The following is a 20,101-nucleotide window of genomic DNA, read 5'->3' on the forward strand; positions in this document are numbered from 1 at the left end:
AGTCTACGGAATTATAAACGCACAGGGGTCGTTAAAATAATTATTTGTACTCTGAAACAAAATGTAGTTTGACGTTAGGGTATTTTTGTTGTGTCATTTGTAAAGTAAAAGGAGAGTCTGCTAAAAATACGAGATGTCCTCTTTTATCCTTTGCCATAAATCGCTGCTTTACTCTAATGAACTCTTTAAATCTTCACTTTTAGAATCATTTGGCTCAACCCAACAAGCTTTATGAACACTTAGGGGCTCGTAAGTGCATTTAGCACCGTATTCATGCTCTAATCGGTACTGAATTACTTCATATTGTAGAGCACCAACTGTGCCTATGACTTTTCGACCGTTTAATTCGAGTGTAAATAACTGTGCTACACCTTCATCCATTAGCTGGTCTATACCTTTTTCCAGCTGTTTAGACTTCATAGGGTCTGCATTATTTATATATCTAAAGTGTTCAGGAGAGAAGGCTGGGATACCTTTATAATGAATTTCTTCGCCTTCCGTTAAAGTATCTCCTATTTTAAAATTACGGTATCATGAAGACCTACAATATCACCAGGATATGAAATGTTCAACTATTTCTTTCTTTTCAGCAAAAAAAGCATTTGGGCTCGAAAACTTTACTTTTTTGCCATTTCGTACATGTAAATAAGGAGTGTTTCGTTCAAAAACTCCAGGATACAATCTTCACGAAAGCAAGTCGATCTCTATGTTTAGGATCCATATTCGCGTGAATTTTGAATACGAAACCAGTAAAATCTTTTTCATCTGGTTTAACAATTCTTTCTTCACTTTGTTTTGGTCTAGGAGTAGGTGCTATTGTTACAAAACAATCTAAAAGTTCTCTTACACCAAAATTATTTAATGCAGAGCCAAAGAATACGGGTTGTTGTTCTGCTGCGAGATAAGCTTCCTGATCAAATGAAGGGTAGACGCCTTCAACTAATTCTAACTCTTCTCTTAAAGTTTTAGCAGGTTTTTCACCTATTAACTGATCTAATTCTTCTGTTTGTATATCTTTTATATTGATAGTTTCTTCTATATTCTTACGACTATCACCACTAAAGAGATTAATATTTTTTCTCCCAAATATTGTAAATTCCCTTGAAATCATAACCCATACCAATAGGGAAACTTAGTGGTGTCACGGTAAGTGAGAGCTTTTGTTCTATTTCATCTAAGAGTTCAAATGCATCTTTACCTTCTCGATCTAATTTGTTAATAAATACGATCATCGGTATTTTTCGCATTCTACATACCTGAACAAGCTTTTCTGTCTGTTCCTCTACACCTTTTGCAACATCAATTACCACAATAACGCTATCTACCGCCGTTAAGGTTCTAAACGTATCTTCAGCAAAGTCCTTATGCCCTGGGGTGTCTAATATGTTAATTTTAATGCCATTATATTCAAATGCAAGCACAGATGTGGCTACAGATATACCTCTTTGGCGTTCAATTTCCATAAAGTCACTAGTAGCGCCTTTTTTAATTTTATTTGATTTAACGGCACCTGCTTCTTGAATAGCTCCACCAAATAATAAGAGTTTTTCAGTAAGAGTAGTTTTACCGCATCAGGATGCGAGATTATGCCAAAAGTACGCCTACGTGCTATTTCTTTTTTAACGTTCATTTATAAAATTTAAGACCGCAAATATAAGATTTGTTAAGCATTTAGTTTGGAAATCATTTAAATCACTCTCAACCTTTTATGATTAGAATTTTATAAAAAGGACATATATTCTTTTAGTTGATAATATTTAGACTTACGAATTTTAGATATAATCTAATACCATACTTAAATTTTGATGGGTGATTAATTGTTTAAATAATCAGCTGCAATTAGCGAAATTATTATTTCTTGATTAATGAGAATTTTGAACCCTTAAAAATCATATTTAAGGTCTAATTTCATGTAATTAAGTAAGTTAGGAGGCTTGTATTGATGAGAATTTGAGAGGAAAACCACTGAAAATGTAGGATATTTAAGCCTAAATTCTTACTAAAATTAACAATAATGTGTCGATTTTCCGACTATCGTGTATTACAACTAATATTGTGTAGCTATAGATAAATTCACTTAATCGATTAATATATTTGTGCCACCCAACTTAATACGTTCATTACCCTATTTCTGAATAATTTTAGAACGGGGCTTATTATATTAATAGAGTATTATTGGGTTCTTCTTTTAAAGTAGGTTCTGATATTATCTCAAAATAAATTATAAAATTATTTACAATAGTTCTAAAACGCTAAAGTAATTTTTTACGTATATCTACAACTTAACCTACTATGAATAATAAAACTTCAGTTTTTGATAACCTTTTTGTGTTAGCAAATCTACCTCGCTTAATTCTGATTTCCGTATTTATGATGTTTAGCAGCATTTTTTACGCCCAGAATGCCTTATCTGAGGGGCCGGGACAATCTTCTAGTTTATTAACGATTGAATATACTCGTCAAGAAGGTATAGGTATAACTGCAAAACAGATAGATTATTTTGTAAAATTGAAAAATTCTACTGCAAAAGTTGAAAATTTAAGTTTATCAGCAAAATCTATTACGTGTAATGAAGATAGTCTCCCAAGTTCAAGTGTTGAGTTTGAATTATTGTCATTAGAAGGAGTTTCTATATCTAAAATTGATATCGCTGCGGGCTCTAATGCTGAGTTTATTTTAAGAACTATCAAGAAAGATAATATACAAAATAGCTCTTGGAGTTGTGTGGAAGTTATTGCTACACCACAAGGGTCAAACGCCGATGCGGCATCAGTGATTATAAAACAACTTAATCCGAACGCATCAAACTTCAAATAAAAACCTTATGAAAATAAAAATTACTCTCTCCCTTTTAGGGTTTCTTATTGTTGGTGGGATTTTTACTGGGCAGGCTCAGCTTAAGAACTCATTTGATGTGCGTTATTCTGAAACATTGCGTGGTAATTTTACTACCATTGCCAATAATAACATGTCTAGAACTGCTACTTCAGCTTATACAGGTGAAGATGGCAATCATAACTTTCAAGATAATGTTTATGTAGATATAGATTCAGATGTGACTACTTTTAACTCGAGTAGTGCGTCTCTAAGTTCTGTGGGTACTGGATCTTGTGTGTCTATACGCAAGGTCTATTTGTACTGGACAGCAGGAGATAAGGAGCCTGGAGATAGAAATTCTTCAGATAATCAACCTAATTGGAATTACAATCAGGTAAAACTAAAGTTACCAAGACAAACAGCATATACAACGGTAACTGCTGATGAAGTTTTGTATAGAGGTCGTACTGAGCATTTTTCTAATGATCCTTATGCTTGTGTAAAAGATATTACATCACTGGTTCAAGGTATTGGCGATTATACTGGTAGTTATACTGTGGCAAACGTCGAAGCCAAAACCGGAACGATCATAGGTCATCAAGGTGCTAATGGTGGCGATATTATTGGAGCTTCTGCCGGATGGCAGATTGTTGTCGTTTATGAAAACACCAATCTTCCTGCAAGAAATGTGACCATATTTGATGGTTTTGCTAATGTTACTCGTAATAATGGAGAGAATAATTACGATATACGTGTTGAAGGTTTTAGAACTATTCCTGTTGGGGCGGTAAATGCTGATGTTGTATTTGGAGCTTTAGAAGGTGATCGTGATTTAACTGGAGATAGATTGCAAATTAGAAATGCTTCTAATTCTTATACAGATATAAGTACAGCACTAAGACCTGAAGATAACTTTTTTAATAGTAAAATTACCAGATATGGTCAGGATGTTACTAATAGAGTTCCTGCAAGTACAAATACATTAGGTTTTGATGCAGGTGTTTTTACACTTAATAATCCTAATAATAGTCTACTAGGTAATGATCAGACAAGTACGATTTTAAGATTAACTTCTACTCAGGAGACATACAGTTTATATATGGTGGGTCTCGCTGTTGAAGTGTATGAGCCAGAGCTTTCTCCTTTATTATTGACCACAAATTTAGGAGCTCAAAATGAATTAATTATTGATCAGACCGTTCGTGCAACTTTTCAGGTGAAGAACTTTGGTAATGACGATATGAAAAATTTATCAATTTCATATGTAGTACCTTCCTCTGTAAATTATGTGCCCAATGCAAGTCTTCTTCCAGCTGGCGTAACTGTTAATTATGTAGCAGGAACAAGAACGCTAAATTTTGGATTTGCAGATAATATAGTTGAAGTGGGTGATGCTGTTCTTTCTGTTGGTTTTGATTTGAAAGCATCTTCAGATTGTTCTCTAGCTGGAACTCAATTTAATCTACAATTAAATGCTAACTATAGAGGTGTAAAAAATACCACTCAAAAAACAACACTTTCATCTTCAGCATTATCAGGTGCGTGTCCTGTAGGAAACTTACAGCCATCACGTATTACTCTTGTTGCGAGTGGGGCGTGTAAGCCAACTGCGGTAAATGATAGTGCAAGTACACAAGTTGATAGTCCTTTAAATATTGACGTTGTTATCAATGATAATTTTGGTGGTGATGGTCCTGCCTCTCAGGCTATTGTGGTTGCTAGCAATCCTTCAAATGGTACAGCGGTTGTAGATACTAATGGTACACCTAATGATCCTACTGATGATACTATTTTATATACACCAGCTTTAGGATATGTGGGTTCAGATTCTTTCACATATACAATAAAAGATGCAAATGGTGATACGAGTACAGCTACTGTTGACGTTACAGTATCTAATGTAATCGTTACTCCCCCGGGTCAGCGTAATTGTGATTGTGCTCCATTTTATCAAAATTCTAATTTTGTAAATCCGGTTAAAATATCTGGGACTAATCTTCAGCCGGGTGCTGTTTATAGGTTCTCAAATGTATTTACAGATAGTCCTTCTCCTATAGATGCACTTGTAAAAATCGTTAAATTTAATAACGGTGCTTCTTTATTAAATATAGATGTAGCTGGACAAGGTGTGCCTGCAAACTTTCAGCCACAAATTAAGAGTTCTACAAATGGAGATCAAAGTGTGGAATTTGAAATCACATTTGTAACTGGTGGAGGGAATTATGGAAATGAGGTGGTTATTTCATTTTTTGGAACCCCATTTGATATTGATGGTGATAGTCAGAGAACCCGTGAGTATGCAGAGTTAAGTTTGCCTGATGCGTATTACCAATCGGCAGATACTCGGATTTCTATTCAAAGAAAAATAGGTTCTGTACGCGGTACAGCTATTAATCCTACTACTGCACCTGGAGGGGATATTTCTTCAGATGCTCGTTATACTTTTAGTAATTATTGGGAGGGCAAATCAAAACTTAATTATACAATAGGTAAAGAAAACGGTAATAGCGACAGGTATTATTCACTAGCTCTCAAAAATGCTAATTATGCAAATCCGCAATCTACTATAGTAACAGCTCCTGTTATCTGTGGTAATGTTTCTGATGAAGGTGGAGATCCTTTGAGAGGTGTAAAAGTAAATATTACTGGTACAGATGGAAGTTCTGCTACCTTGAGTACTGATATAAATGGTAACTATAGATATCAAACTTCAATACCTTCAGCATTAGTAGATGTAACATATACGATTACTGAAACAGATCTTGAAAATTATGTAAGTATTAGTGATGCTGATGGTGGGCCTGATTTTAATAAAATTACTAGAGTTGTAAATTTAATGTCAACTTGTCAGAATAATTTTGTTGATGATGGAAGGCCTTTGGCTCAGGATGATGCGGCTCAGGCAAGTCCTTTAAGACCTATTCAACCGGTTAACATTAGAGTTCTTGAGAATGATATTTTTGGCCCTGATGGTCCATCAACAGGAACTATAACAATTGTATCTCAACCAGCAGTAGGTTCTGCAGTTGTTAATAACTCAGGTACTCCTAATGATCCAACAGATGATTTTATTACTTATAATCCTCCATTACTTAATTTAGTACCTGTTCAATTAACCTATCAGATTTGTGATTCAGATGGTGATTGTGATACAGCAGTTGTTCGTATAGGAATTTTAGATGATTCACCAAGGGCTCAAGATGATCAATATACAGTTTCTGAAGATTCTCAAAATAATCCTCTTACTGTACTAGTAAATGATGATTTTGGTAATGATGGACCTGGCAGTTTATCTGTAGTTTCTGGCCCATCAAATGGAACATTGACTCCAAATAATAATGGTACTCCGGGAGATTTAAGTGATGACTTTTTCACGTATACTCCTAATGCAGATTATTTTGGGAATGACTTATTTACATATCAAATTTGTGACGCAGATTCTCCAATTTCTGATAGAGAATGTTCAACGGCAACTGTTAGAATTTTAGTTGCTGCAGATCCTACTTTATCGGTTCAGCCTGTACAGGTAGTTGAAGGACAGCCTCTTCAATTTGTTTTTACTATAAGTGATGTTTCTACAGAAGATGTAGTGATACAAGTAAATACTTCTGATGTTTCTGCGACTGCGGGATTAGATTATACAGCAGCAGTTAATCAGATTATTACAATTCCTGCGGGTCAATTGACAGCTAATTATGTTGTAAATTCTTTAGAGGATATAATATATGAGAACTCTGAAGTTTTCAACATTCAAGGAAGTGTTCAAACTAATAATACAAGAAATTTAACGGTTTCAACTACCGGAACAATCACCGACAATGACGGTGCAGCACCAACTATTACTATTGCAGATGTAACAGTAGCAGAAGGAGTAGATGCAGTCTTTGTAGTGACTTTAGATAAACCAAGTTATGAGGATATCGTAGTAGACATCACCTTTGCTGATGGTACTGCAACCAATCCTGAGGATTATACAGATGGAACACCACTACAGGTAACAATCCCTGCGGGACAGACTACCAGCGGACCAATCACGTTCCCAACAGTAGACGATGCTTTATTTGAAGTAGACGAAAACTTTACGGTAACGGGAACAGTAGCTAGTGGAACTACAGCAGCTCCAAATGCAACCGGAACCGGAACAATCACCGACAATGACGGCGCAGCACCAACTATTACTATTGCAGATGTAACAGTAGCAGAAGGAGTAGATGCAGTCTTTGTAGTGACTTTAGATAAGCCAAGTTATGAGGATATCGTAGTAGACATCACCTTTGCTGATGGTACTGCAACCAATCCTGAGGATTATACAGATGGAACACCACTACAGGTAACAATCCCTGCGGGACAGACTACCAGCGGACCAATCACGTTCCCAACAGTAGACGATGCTTTATTTGAAGTAAACGAAAACTTTACGGTAACGGGAACAGTAGCTAGTGGAACTACAGCGGCTCCAAGTGCAAGCGGAACCGGAACAATCACCGACAATGACGGTGCAGCACCAACTATTACTATTGCAGATGTAACCGTAGCGGAAGGAGCAGATGCAGTCTTTGTAGTGACTTTAGATAAGCCAAGTTATGAGGATATCGTAGTAGACATCACCTTTGCTGATGGTACTGCAACCAATCCTGAGGATTATACAGACGGAACACCGCTACAGGTAACAATCCCAGCGGGACAGACTACCAGTGGACCAATCACGTTCCCAACAGTAGACGATGCTTTATTTGAAGTAGACGAAAACTTTACGGTAACGGGAACGGTAGCTAGTGGAACTACAGCGGCTCCAAGTGCAACCGGAACCGGAACAATCACCGACAATGACGGCGCAGCACCAACCATTACTATTGCAGATGTAACAGTAGCAGAAGGAGTAGATGCAGTCTTTGTAGTGACTTTAGATAAGCCAAGTTATGAGGATATCGTAGTAGACATCACCTTTGCTGATGGTACTGCAACCAATCCTGAGGATTATACAGATGGAACACCACTACAGGTAACAATCCCTGCGGGACAGACTACCAGCGGACCAATCACGTTCCCAACAGTAGACGATGCTTTATTTGAAGTAGACGAAAACTTTACGGTAACGGGAACAGTAGCTAGTGGAACTACAGCAGCTCCAAATGCAACCGGAACCGGAACAATCACCGACAATGACGGCGCAGCACCAACCATTACTATTGCAGATGTAACAGTAGCAGAAGGAGCAGATGCAGTCTTTGTAGTGACTTTAGATAAACCAAGTTATGAGGATATCGTAGTAGACATCACCTTTGCTGATGGTACTGCAACCAATCCTGAGGATTATACAGACGGAACACCGCTACAGGTAACAATCCCAGCGGGACAGACTACCAGTGGACCAATCACGTTCCCAACAGTAGACGATGCTTTATTTGAAGTAAACGAAAACTTTACGGTAACGGGAACGGTAGCTAGTGGAACTACAGCGGCTCCAAGTGCAACCGGAACCGGAACAATCACCGACAATGACGGCGCAGCACCAACCATTACTATTGCAGATGTAACAGTAGCAGAAGGAGCAGATGCAGTCTTTGTAGTGACTTTAGATAAACCAAGTTATGAGGATATCGTAGTAGACATCACCTTTGCTGATGGTACTGCAACCAATCCTGAGGATTATACAGACGGAACACCACTACAGGTAACAATCCCTGCGGGACAGACTACCAGCGGACCAATCACGTTCCCAACAGTAGACGATACAGCTTTTGAAGATGATGAGACTTTTATTGTTATAGCTACGGTATCATTAGGAACGACAGACAATCTATCAGATACTGCAACTGGAACTATAGAGTCGAATGAAATCCTTGCGATCAACGATATCAACGATACGTTTGTAAATCAGGCAGTAAGTGGTAACGTAGGAACCAATGATGAGAATCCTGACGGTCCTGTTGGAAGTGAGGTATTCACAGTGGTAACACAGCCTACAAACGGTACTTTAGTATTCAATCCTGACGGAAGCTATACCTACACACCAAACGCAGACTTTATAGGTGAAGATACTTTCGCTTACCAGGTATGTGATGCAGGTATTCCACAGGCTTGTGATAGTGCAGATGTAACTATACAGGTATTGCCTTTAACTACTAATGAGAATGATCCACCGGTAGCTAATGACGATACAGCAATTACTGAAGCAGGAACACCTGTAGATGGTAATGTATTGACTAACGACTTTGATCCAGATGGCGGACCACTTACTGTAACCGGTAATACAAATCCAACAAATGGAACAGTAGTAGTTAATCCTGATGGAACATTCACTTATACTCCAAACCCTGATTTTACAGGAGAGGATAGTTTTGAATACACAGTATGTGATAATGGTACACCAGCATTATGTGATACAGCAACGGTAACTATCGAAGTTATTGCAGATACTAGAAACTTTACAGTAGCTAATGACGATGCATTCTTCGGATACCTAGGAGCTGAAATAACCGGAAACGTACTTACTAATGATAGCGATCCAGAAGGAGACCTTCCATTAGCTGTAACCGGAAACACCAATGCAGCAAACGGAACAGTTACTTTAGCAGCAGACGGAAGCTTAAGCTATGTACCTAATGCAGGCTTTAGCGGTTCAGATCAATTTACTTATGATATAGTAGATACAGCTGGTTCAGTAGATACAGCGACTGTATACATTACTGTAGATCCTAGTGCGGCTAACACCATCCTTGCGATCAACGATATCAACGATACGTTTGTAAATCAGGCAGTAAGTGGTAACGTAGGAACCAATGATGAGAATCCTGACGGTCCTGTTGGAAGTGAGGTATTCACAGTGGTAACACAGCCTACAAACGGTACTTTGGTATTCAATCCTGACGGAAGCTATACCTACACACCAAACGCAGACTTTATAGGTGAAGATACTTTCGCTTACCAGGTATGTGATGCAGGTATTCCACAGGCTTGTGACGGTGCAGATGTAACTATACAGGTATTGCCTTTAACTACTAATGAGAATGATCCACCAGTAGCTAATGACGATACAGCAATTACTGAAGCAGGAACACCTGTAGATGGTAATGTATTGACTAATGACTTTGATCCAGATGGCGGACCACTTACTGTAACCGGTAATACAAATCCAACAAACGGAACAGTAGTAGTTAATCCTGACGGAACATTCACCTATACTCCAAACCCTGATTTTACAGGAGAGGATAGTTTTGAATATACAGTATGTGATACTGGTACACCAGCATTATGTGATACAGCAACGGTAACTATCGAAGTTATTGCAGATACTAGAAACTTTACAGTAGCTAATGATGATGCATTCTTCGGATACCTAGGAGCTGAAATAACCGGAAACGTACTTACTAATGATAGCGATCCAGAAGGAGACCTTCCATTAGCTGTAACCGGAAACAGCAATGCAGCAAACGGAACAGTTACTTTAGCAGCAGACGGAAGCTTAAGCTATGTACCTAATGCAGGCTTTAGCGGTTCAGATCAATTTACTTATGATATAGTAGATACAGCTGGTTCAGTAGACACAGCGACTGTATACATTACTGTAGATCCTAGTGCGGCTAACACCATCCTTGCGATCAACGATATCAACGATACGTTTGTGAATCAAGCGGTAAGTGGTAACGTAGGAACCAACGATGAGAATCCTGACGGTCCTGTTGGAAGTGAGGTATTCACAGTGGTAACACAGCCTACAAACGGTACTTTGGTTTTCAATCCTGACGGAAGCTATACCTACACACCAAACGCAGACTTTATAGGTGAAGATACTTTCGCTTATCAGGTATGTGATGCAGGTATTCCACAGGCTTGTGACGGTGCAGATGTAACTATACAGGTATTGCCTTTAACTACTAATGAGAATGATCCACCGGTAGCTAATGACGATACAGCAATTACTGAAGCAGGAACACCTGTAGATGGTAATGTATTGACTAACGACTTTGATCCAGATGGCGGACCACTTACTGTAACCGGTAATACAAATCCAACAAACGGAACAGTAGTAGTTAATCCTGATGGAACATTCACTTATACTCCAAACCCTGATTTTACAGGAGAGGATAGTTTTGAATACACAGTATGTGATACTGGTACACCAGCATTATGTGATACAGCAACGGTAACTATCGAAGTTATTGCAGATACTAGAAACTTTACAGTAGCTAATGATGATGCATTCTTCGGATATTTAGGAGCTGAAATAACCGGAAACGTACTTACTAATGATAGCGATCCAGAAGGAGACCTTCCATTAGCTGTAACCGGAAACACCAATGCAGCAAACGGAACAGTTACTTTAGCAGCAGACGGAAGCTTAAGCTATGTACCTAATGCAGGCTTTAGCGGTTCAGATCAATTTACTTATGATATAGTAGATACAGCTGGTTCAGTAGATACAGCGACTGTATACATTACTGTAGATCCTAGTGCGGCTAACACCATTCTTGCGATCAACGATATCAACGATACGTTTGTAAATCAAGCGGTAAGTGGTAACGTAGGAACCAATGATGAGAATCCTGACGGTCCTGTTGGAAGTGAGGTATTCACAGTGGTAACACAGCCTACAAACGGTACTTTGGTATTCAATCCTGACGGAAGCTATACCTACACACCAAACGCAGACTTTATAGGTGAAGATACTTTCGCTTACCAGGTATGTGATGCAGGTATTCCACAGGCTTGTGATAGTGCAGATGTAACTATACAGGTATTGCCTTTAACTACTAATGAGAATGATCCACCGGTAGCTAATGACGATACAGCAATTACTGAAGCAGGAACACCTGTAGATGGTAATGTATTGACTAATGACTTTGATCCAGATGGCGGACCACTTACTGTAACCGGTAATACAAATCCAACAAACGGAACAGTAGTAGTTAATCCTGACGGAACATTCACCTATACTCCAAACCCTGATTTTACAGGAGAGGATAGTTTTGAATATACAGTATGTGATACTGGTACACCAGCATTATGTGATACAGCAACGGTAACTATCGAAGTTATTGCAGATACTAGAAACTTTACAGTAGCTAATGATGATGCATTCTTCGGATACCTAGGAGCTGAAATAACCGGAAACGTACTTACTAATGATAGCGATCCAGAAGGAGACCTTCCATTAGCTGTAACCGGAAACAGCAATGCAGCAAACGGAACAGTTACTTTAGCAGCAGACGGAAGCTTAAGCTATGTACCTAATGCAGGCTTTAGCGGTTCAGATCAATTTACTTATGATATAGTAGATACAGCTGGTTCAGTAGACACAGCGACTGTATACATTACTGTAGATCCTAGTGCGGCTAACACCATCCTTGCGATCAACGATATCAACGATACGTTTGTGAATCAAGCGGTAAGTGGTAACGTAGGAACCAACGATGAGAATCCTGACGGTCCTGTTGGAAGTGAGGTATTCACAGTGGTAACACAGCCTACAAACGGTACTTTGGTTTTCAATCCTGACGGAAGCTATACCTACACACCAAACGCAGACTTTATAGGTGAAGATACTTTCGCTTATCAGGTATGTGATGCAGGTATTCCACAGGCTTGTGACGGTGCAGATGTAACTATACAGGTATTGCCTTTAACTACTAATGAGAATGATCCACCGGTAGCTAATGACGATACAGCAATTACTGAAGCAGGAACACCTGTAGATGGTAATGTATTGACTAACGACTTTGATCCAGATGGCGGACCACTTACTGTAACCGGTAATACAAATCCAACAAACGGAACAGTAGTAGTTAATCCTGACGGAACATTCACCTATACTCCAAACCCTGATTTTACAGGAGAGGATAGTTTTGAATATACAGTATGTGATACTGGTACACCAGCATTATGTGATACAGCAACGGTAACTATCGAAGTTATTGCAGATACTAGAAACTTTACAGTAGCTAATGACGATGCATTCTTCGGATACCTAGGAGCTGAAATAACCGGAAACGTACTTACTAATGATAGCGATCCAGAAGGAGACCTTCCATTAGCTGTAACCGGAAACACCAATGCAGCAAACGGAACAGTTACTTTAGCAGCAGACGGAAGCTTAAGCTATGTACCTAATGCAGGCTTTAGCGGTTCAGATCAATTTACTTATGATATAGTAGATACAGCTGGTTCAGTAGATACAGCGACTGTATACATTACTGTAGATCCTAGTGCGGCTAACACCATCCTTGCGATCAACGATATCAACGATACGTTTGTGAATCAAGCGGTAAGTGGTAACGTAGGAACCAATGATGAGAATTCTGACGGTCCTGTTGGAAGTGAGGTATTCACAGTGGTAACACAGCCTACAAACGGTACTTTGGTTTTCAATCCTGACGGAAGCTATACCTACACACCAAACGCAGACTTTATAGGTGAAGATACTTTCGCTTATCAGGTATGTGATGCAGGTATTCCACAGGCTTGTGACGGTGCAGATGTAACTATACAGGTATTGCCTGAAGGAACAATTGAAAACAATGCTCCTGTAGCTAATGATGATACGGCAATTACTGAAGCAGGTACACCTGTAGATGGTAATGTATTAGCAAATGACTTTGATCCAGACGGAGATGTTCTTACTGTAACAAGTAATACTACTCCTGTTAATGGTACTTTAGTAATTAATCCTGACGGAACATTCATCTATACTCCAAACCCTGATTTTACAGGAGAGGATAGTTTTGAATACACAGTATGTGATGATAATAACCCATCACTATGTGATACAGCAACTGTAACAATTGATGTTATTGCAAATGCAGGTAATACTATTGTAGCTAATGATGACGCTTATTTTGGTTTGATTGGAGAAGTAATTACAGGGAATGTACTTACTAATGATAGTGATCCAGAAGGAGATGATTTTACTGTAACTTCTAATACACAGCCTTCAAATGGAACAGTGGTTATACTAGCAGACGGTAGTCTTACATATACTCCAAATGGAATTTATAGTGGTACAGACCAGTTTACGTACACAATTACAGATGATAATGGTGCTACTGATACAGCAACGGTTTACATCAGTATTGATCCTAGTCCAAATGGAGGTAATACCATACTAGCAGTTACTGATATCAATGATACGTTTGTTAACCAGCCGGTAAGTGGTAACGTAGGAACTAATGATGAGAATCCTGACGGTCCTGTTGGAAGTGAGGTATTCACAGTGGTAACACAGTCTACAAACGGTACTTTGGTATTCAATCCTGACGGAAGCTATACCTACACACCAAACACAGACTTTATAGGTGATGATACATTTACATATCAAATATGTGACGGTGGAAGTCCTCAAGCTTGTGATACTGCATCGGTATATATTCAAGTTGTTCCTCTTGAAACAACCCAGAATGACCCACCGGTAGCTAATGCAGATACAAATACTACAGAGGTAGGAGTTAGTATTGATGGTAATGTACTAAGTAATGATTTTGATCCAGATGGTGATCCAATTACTGTAACTAGTAATACAAACCCTGCTAACGGAACAGTAGTAGTAAATCCTGACGGAAGCTATACATATACTCCGGGACCTGGTTTTGTTGGAGAGGATAGTTTTGAATATACAGTATGTGATAATGGTAATCCACAGGCTTGTGATTCAGCAATTGTAATAATCAATATTATACCTGATGCAGGTAACATTACAAATGCTAACGATGATGCATACTTTGGGGAGACTAATGAGAGTATAAGTGGTAATGTTCTTGATAATGATACTGATCCAGAAGGGCAAACACAATTAGTAGATGTGGCATTGTCACCTGCTAATGGTCCTGCAAACGGAACAGTAGTTATTAACGCTGACGGTACTTTTATTTACACGCCAAATACAGACTTTGCAGGTAATGATCAATTTACATATCAGATATTTGATGCAGGTTCTCCTGTAGCAACTGATACAGCAACAGTTTATATCTTAGTATCTGAGAAGCCAAATCCTGAAATACAACTTGTGAAAACAGGAGTATTTAATGATGAGAATGCAGATGCATTTGCGCAAGTAGGAGAGACTATTACTTATACCTTCACGGTTACCAATACAGGTAATACAGTTGTAAGTGGTATTGTAATCGACGATGCATTCTTAGGTATTACTGGATTAATTATAGATCCTGCAGATTTATCACCTGGAGATATTGGTGTTGCAACAGCGAGCTATACAATCACTCAAACTGATATTGAGGCAGGATTTGTAACAAACTCTGCTTTAGCGACAGGTAAAGATCCATTTGATGAGGATGTAACCGATACATCAGATAACGGCGATGAGACTGTAGATGATGATGGTGATGGTGATCCTACAAACGATCCTACAATTACAAATACTCCTGGCTTAACAGGTCTTAGTGTATATAAATTTGGAACGTGGAATGACGAGGATGGTGATCAAGTGCCTGAAGTGGGTGAGACTATTACCTATACCTTTACAGTAAGAAATACTGGTGAAACAGCTATATTTGATATAGTGATCGATGATCCACTAGTGACTGTAACAGGAGGGCCTATAGATTTAGCAGCAGGTGCAGTTGATACAGACACATTTAGTGCTGTCTATGTGATCACACAGGATGATATAGAAAATGCAGGTGTTAAAAACCAGGCTATAGGAAGTGGTGTATTAACTAATGGAAATGTTATAGAGGATTTATCAGATAATGGTGATGATACTGTCGAAACTGTAGATAATCCAGATGATGCAGATGGTGATCCAACGAATGATCCTACGTTTACAAGATTAGATGGTGTATTAGATAGAGAAGATATCATTGTATACAATGTAATGACGCCAAACGGTGATGGTCTAAACGATGTGTTTATGATACAGAACATAACTGATTTCCCTAATAATACGGTTCAAATATTTAACCGTTGGGGTGTAGAAGTGTTCAGTACTAAGGGTTATGATCCTAATTCAGATAATGCATTTAGAGGATTCTCTGATGGTCGTGCAACCGTAAGAAGAGGCGAGCGTTTACCTACAGGTACTTACTATTACATCATTACTTATGAAAGAGATAGTGGAGAAATACGTAAGTTGGCTTCATTCTTATACATTAACTAATAAAGCATCACTCAATGAGTAATTATAGTAACAAGCTTATGACGATGAATAAAAACTAGGTAAGTTAATTGTACTAGTTGTTTTGCTTTTTGCAGGATCTAGTTATGGTCAGCAAGATCCCCAGTATACACAATACATGTATAATCCCTTGGTAATAAACCCTGCTTATGCAGGTAACCGAGGGGTTACCAGTATTGTATTGTTGCATCGCAGTCAATGGGTAGGTTTAGATGGTGCTCCACGTACACAGAATCTTTCAGTGCATAGTCCTGTAGGATTAGGTAAGGTAGGTGTAGGATTTAGCTTAGTAAATGATGTACTAGGACCAGCCAGAGAAACTAATTTTAGTGGAGATTTTAGTTATACTATAGAAACTGGAGCAGAGGGTAAATTCAGTTTTGGTATTAAAGGAACTTTAAATTTATTAGATGTAGACTTTAGTAGAACTAATCCTTTTAATGCTGGTGATCCATTTTTAATTAATATAGACAATAAACTTTCTCCTAATGTGGGAGTAGGGATATTCTATCACAATTCTAAATTTTATGGAGGTTTGTCTGCACCTTACCTACTTCAGACAGATCATTTTGAAAGAAGTGGTACTAGCGGAGCTGAAACTTTTGTAGCTGAGGAACGAATTCATTATTATGGTTTAGCAGGTTATGTTTTTGACATAGGTAGAGATGTAAAATTTAAACCTTCAACGCTTGTCAAAATGGTAGCTGGCGCTCCATTAGCAGTAGATGTAAATGCAAATTTTATTCTATGATAAACTTACTTTAGGAGCATCTTACAGATGAGTGCTGCTTTGAGCGGTCTTGTAGGTTTTCAGGTTTCTGATGGAATGTTAATAGGATTTGCTTACGATAGAGAAAGTACAGACTTGGGTAATGCTACTTACAATGATGGTACTTATGAACTATTTATACGCTTTGAATTATTCAAGGAGTATAACAGAATGCTTACGCCGCGATTCTTTTAATTCCCTAAATTTTCAACCCCATGAATCAAAAAATTATTTTTACACTGGTAATTTTACTATCGCTAGCTTCATTTAGTGTAAATGCTCAGGAGCGAGAAATAGCAAACGGAACCAAGCAATTTAACAGGTATGCTTTTGTAGACTCTCAAAAAATATTTTGAAAGTTGCTGAAGCAGGTTATGAGTCAGCAGAACTTTTCAGTAAGCTGGGTGATGCATTTTATTATAATGCAGATTATACAGAAGCAGAAATGTGGTATCAGAAATTAGTGGAAAAATATCCTGCTGATGTTACTCCAGACCAGTACTTTAGATACGCCCAAACCTTGAGAGCCATAAAAGAGTATGATAAATCTCTTGAGATGATTAAGCGCTACAAAGAGCTTATGAGCACTGAAGGTACAGACTACTATAATGGTACAACTGCAGAAGTTCGTACAGGTTATGTAAATGGCACCTATGAAATTCAACGACTTAATGTAAATACCGTAGGCTATTCAGATTTGCACCTTCATTTTACGGTGAGCAATTAATGTTTGCATCGACTAGAGATACGGGTACAATGTCAACACGAATTCACAAATGGAATAACCAACCTTTTTTAGATTTATATACAGGATCTATTGAAGACGATGGACAAGTTAAGTCTGCTAGTAAGTTAAAAGGCCCCGTAAATACAGAGTTTCACGAAAGTACAGCGACTTTCTCTGCAGATGGAACTACTATGTACTTTACAAGAAATAACTTCACTAAAAATAATATAAAAGTGATTCTAACGCACTAATAAACTCAAGCTTTATAAATCTGTTAAAGGTAGCAGTGGGCAGTTTGGAGTTGCCACAGAGCTTCCGTTTAACAGTGATTCTTTTTCAACAGCGCATCCTGCCTTGTCTCCAGATGGTAAAACTTTATATTTTTGCTTCAGACCGTGATGGTTCTTTTGGAGAATCTGATATTTGGAAAGTTGAGCTAACAGATGCGGGTGGTTACGGTACCCCTGAAAACCTGGGAGCTGCAGTAAATACACCGGGAAGAGAGACATTTCCTTTTGTAGACAAAAATGGTAAACTCTATTTCTCAACAGATGGCCGTGGTGGTTTAGGAGTTTAGATATTTACAGCTATGATTTGAAAAGAATGAAATAACAAATATTTGGCGAGCCTATAATAGCCCGAAAGACGATTTTACATTTATATACGATACCGAATCTGAAACCGGTTATTTTGCTTCTAATAGAGCAAATGACCCGTTAGATTGATAATATTTACGGTTTTGTACGTACTGCTTGTGATAGTAAAGTGAACATTCTTGTTGTTGATAAAGCTACAGGAAACCACTAAATAATTCATTGATAGGAGTGCGTAATCTAGAGAATGAACTTATGTTTCTGGTGAAACTGAAGAGCCCAACGCTTTCTTATTTATTTGAAAATCCTAATTGTGATACAGACTATTTTGTAAGAGCAGAAAAGAAGGATATATACAGCAGAAAAATTAATAAACGTACTAAGAGAGTAGTGATGTTACCGTTGTAATTGAATTGAGCGTCTATTACACAATACCTCCAGACTTTTGACTTAGGTAAGCTAATTAATCCTATCTAATTTTGATTTTGACAAATCAACATACTCCTGATGCAGCTGTAGAGTTAGCTAAAATCATTGAAGTACTGAAAGAGTTCCAATGTTAAGAATAGACGTTAGATCTCACACAGATATTAGAGGAGTAGACTGCGTATAACTTAGCTTTATCGGAGAGCGTAATAAATCTACAATAAATTACATCATCGAAAAAGGTGGTAATGCTAAAGAGCGTTTAACCGGAAGAGGTTATGGAGAGACACAACTTTTAAATAAATGTAGCAATGGGTTAAATGTAGTGAGAAGATCACCAGCTTAACCGTAGAAGTGAATTCATTGTTCAAGACTATTAATGCGCATTTAATATAACAAATACCCAAAAGCCTTCTGAATAAGAAGGCTTTTCTATTGTAAGCCCTTAGTTGTATTTGTACATTTACAATAAAAAGAAATATGAATGAAGAACTTGTCATTCTGTTGATGAAAATGATCAACAAGTAGGATTAATGCCCAAGATGGAAGCTCACGAAAAAGCCTTATTACATAGGGCGTTTTCAGTTTTGTTTTAATGAAAACAAAGAGCTTATGTAACAACGAAGAGCTTTACATAAGTATCATTCTCCCAGGTTTATGGACGAATACTTGTTGTAGTCATCAGCGCGAAGGCGATCTAATATTGCGCCGGTAGCGCAGACTTATGGAAGAAATTGGGTTTTGTTACAGAACTGGAAGAAAGTTTTCCATTATTATACAAAGCTCCATTTGATAACGGTTTGACTGACACGAATTTGATCATATACTGTTAGGCAATTATGAAGGTTTACCAAACCTTAATCCGATGAAGGTATCAGAATGGAAGTGGATGTCCCTTGAAGATATAAACTAGATATGATAAATAATCCTAAACGTGTATACAGAATGGTTTAAGATTCATTTTTGATAAATTGTACAAAACACATTGAGCAATGAGTGTAACAGTTAAGCGTAGAGCGCATTTTAACGCTGCTCACAGACTTTTTAGGTCAGACTGGGATGCTGATAAGAATTTTGAAATATTCGGAAAATGTAGCTATCCTAACTACCACGGGCATAATTATGATCTAATAGTGGCTGTAACGGGAGAGATAGATCCTGAAACCGGTTTTGTAATTGATTTAAAAATTTAAAAGATTTATAAAATCTGAAATTGAAGAACCTTTTGATCATAAAAATCTAAATCTGGATGTTCCAGAATTTTCTAATTTAAATCCTACGGCAGAAAACATTTGTGTGGTTATTTATGATAAGCTTCGTAGAAAATTAGAAGATAAATTTAAAATTGAAATTACGTTGTATGAAACTCCGCGTAATTTTGTCACGTATTCAGGAAGTTAAGCTATGCTGCAATTAGGAGATAAATTACCCGTTTTTGAATTAGAAGATCAACGTGCTGAAATATTTAGTTCTGTAAATATTGAGAATAAGGCTGTTGTTATTTATTTCTATCCTAAAGACTTTACGCCCGGGTGCACCGCAGAAGCTTGTGAATTTAGAGATAAATATGAAGACTTCAAGGATGCAGGAGCGGTGGTAATAGGAATCAGTTCTGATGATACCGCATCTCACGCAAAATTTTC

At 37.8% G+C, this 20,101-nt stretch carries 7 protein-coding genes and 4 pseudogenes; 10 read left to right on the forward strand and 1 reads right to left on the reverse strand.

Translation table 11 applies throughout. The annotated features are described in order from the left end of the window. Positions 1-40: 40 nt before the first annotated feature. Positions 41-1,630: pseudogene (locus tag P164_RS08165) on the reverse strand (peptide chain release factor 3). A gap of 662 nt (positions 1,631-2,292) precedes the next feature. Here P164_RS08165 and P164_RS08170 point away from each other — a divergent pair. From P164_RS08170 to P164_RS08215, 10 genes and pseudogenes are all read left to right on the forward strand, one after another. Beyond that, a complete protein-coding gene (locus P164_RS08170; protein WP_028375939.1) occupies positions 2,293-2,817 on the forward strand; it encodes a hypothetical protein in 525 nt (174 codons plus the stop codon). A 7-nt stretch (positions 2,818-2,824) separates the two neighbouring features. Further along, complete coding sequence (locus tag P164_RS08175) at positions 2,825-15,925, forward strand: Ig-like domain-containing protein (protein WP_028375940.1); 13,101 nt, start codon at positions 2,825-2,827, stop codon at positions 15,923-15,925. Positions 15,926-15,992: 67 nt separating this feature from the next. Beyond that, positions 15,993-16,907: pseudogene (locus P164_RS08180) on the forward strand (type IX secretion system membrane protein PorP/SprF). A 20-nt stretch (positions 16,908-16,927) separates the two neighbouring features. After that, the gene (locus P164_RS18670; protein ID WP_159106013.1) at positions 16,928-17,068 is read left to right on the forward strand and encodes a hypothetical protein; all 141 of its coding nucleotides are present in this window, start codon (positions 16,928-16,930) and stop codon (positions 17,066-17,068) included. Beyond that, entirely contained in the window at positions 17,065-17,439 is a 375-nt protein-coding gene (locus P164_RS08185; RefSeq protein WP_028375941.1) for a tetratricopeptide repeat protein, read from the forward strand. The genes P164_RS18670 and P164_RS08185 overlap by 4 nt, the downstream gene beginning before the upstream one ends. Positions 17,440-17,468: 29 nt before the next feature. Then, positions 17,469-17,690, forward strand: a complete 222-nt coding sequence (locus P164_RS08190; protein WP_159106014.1) for a PD40 domain-containing protein — start codon at positions 17,469-17,471, stop codon at positions 17,688-17,690. A gap of 113 nt (positions 17,691-17,803) precedes the next feature. Then, positions 17,804-18,016 carry a PD40 domain-containing protein gene (locus tag P164_RS08200; RefSeq protein ID WP_028375943.1) on the forward strand — a complete coding sequence of 71 codons (213 nt, stop codon included), beginning with the start codon at positions 17,804-17,806 and terminating at the stop codon, positions 18,014-18,016. A gap of 975 nt (positions 18,017-18,991) precedes the next feature. Beyond that, positions 18,992-19,425: pseudogene (locus tag P164_RS18965) on the forward strand (isopentenyl-diphosphate Delta-isomerase). A gap of 25 nt (positions 19,426-19,450) precedes the next feature. Beyond that, positions 19,451-19,859 (forward strand): annotated as a pseudogene (locus tag P164_RS08210) (6-pyruvoyl trahydropterin synthase family protein). Between the two features lie 3 nt (positions 19,860-19,862). Then, the coding region (locus P164_RS08215) for a peroxiredoxin (RefSeq protein WP_035899693.1) at positions 19,863-20,101 on the forward strand (239 nt) is incomplete at its 3' end.

The organism is Leeuwenhoekiella sp. MAR_2009_132, assembly GCF_000687915.1.
GTDB lineage: Bacteria > Bacteroidota > Bacteroidia > Flavobacteriales > Flavobacteriaceae > Leeuwenhoekiella.

What these genes read in the sequence shown, in the direction of transcription:
- P164_RS08170 (WP_028375939.1), top strand. Translation starts at nt 2,293, where the DNA reads ATGAATAATAAAACTTCAGTTTTTGATAACCTTTTTGTGTTAGCAAAT.
- P164_RS08190 (WP_159106014.1), top strand. Translation starts at nt 17,469, where the DNA reads ATGTCAACACGAATTCACAAATGGAATAACCAACCTTTTTTAGATTTA.
- P164_RS08175 (WP_028375940.1), top strand. Translation starts at nt 2,825, where the DNA reads ATGAAAATAAAAATTACTCTCTCCCTTTTAGGGTTTCTTATTGTTGGT.
- P164_RS18670 (WP_159106013.1), top strand. Translation starts at nt 16,928, where the DNA reads ATGAATCAAAAAATTATTTTTACACTGGTAATTTTACTATCGCTAGCT.
- P164_RS08200 (WP_028375943.1), top strand. Translation starts at nt 17,804, where the DNA reads ATGGTAAAACTTTATATTTTTGCTTCAGACCGTGATGGTTCTTTTGGA.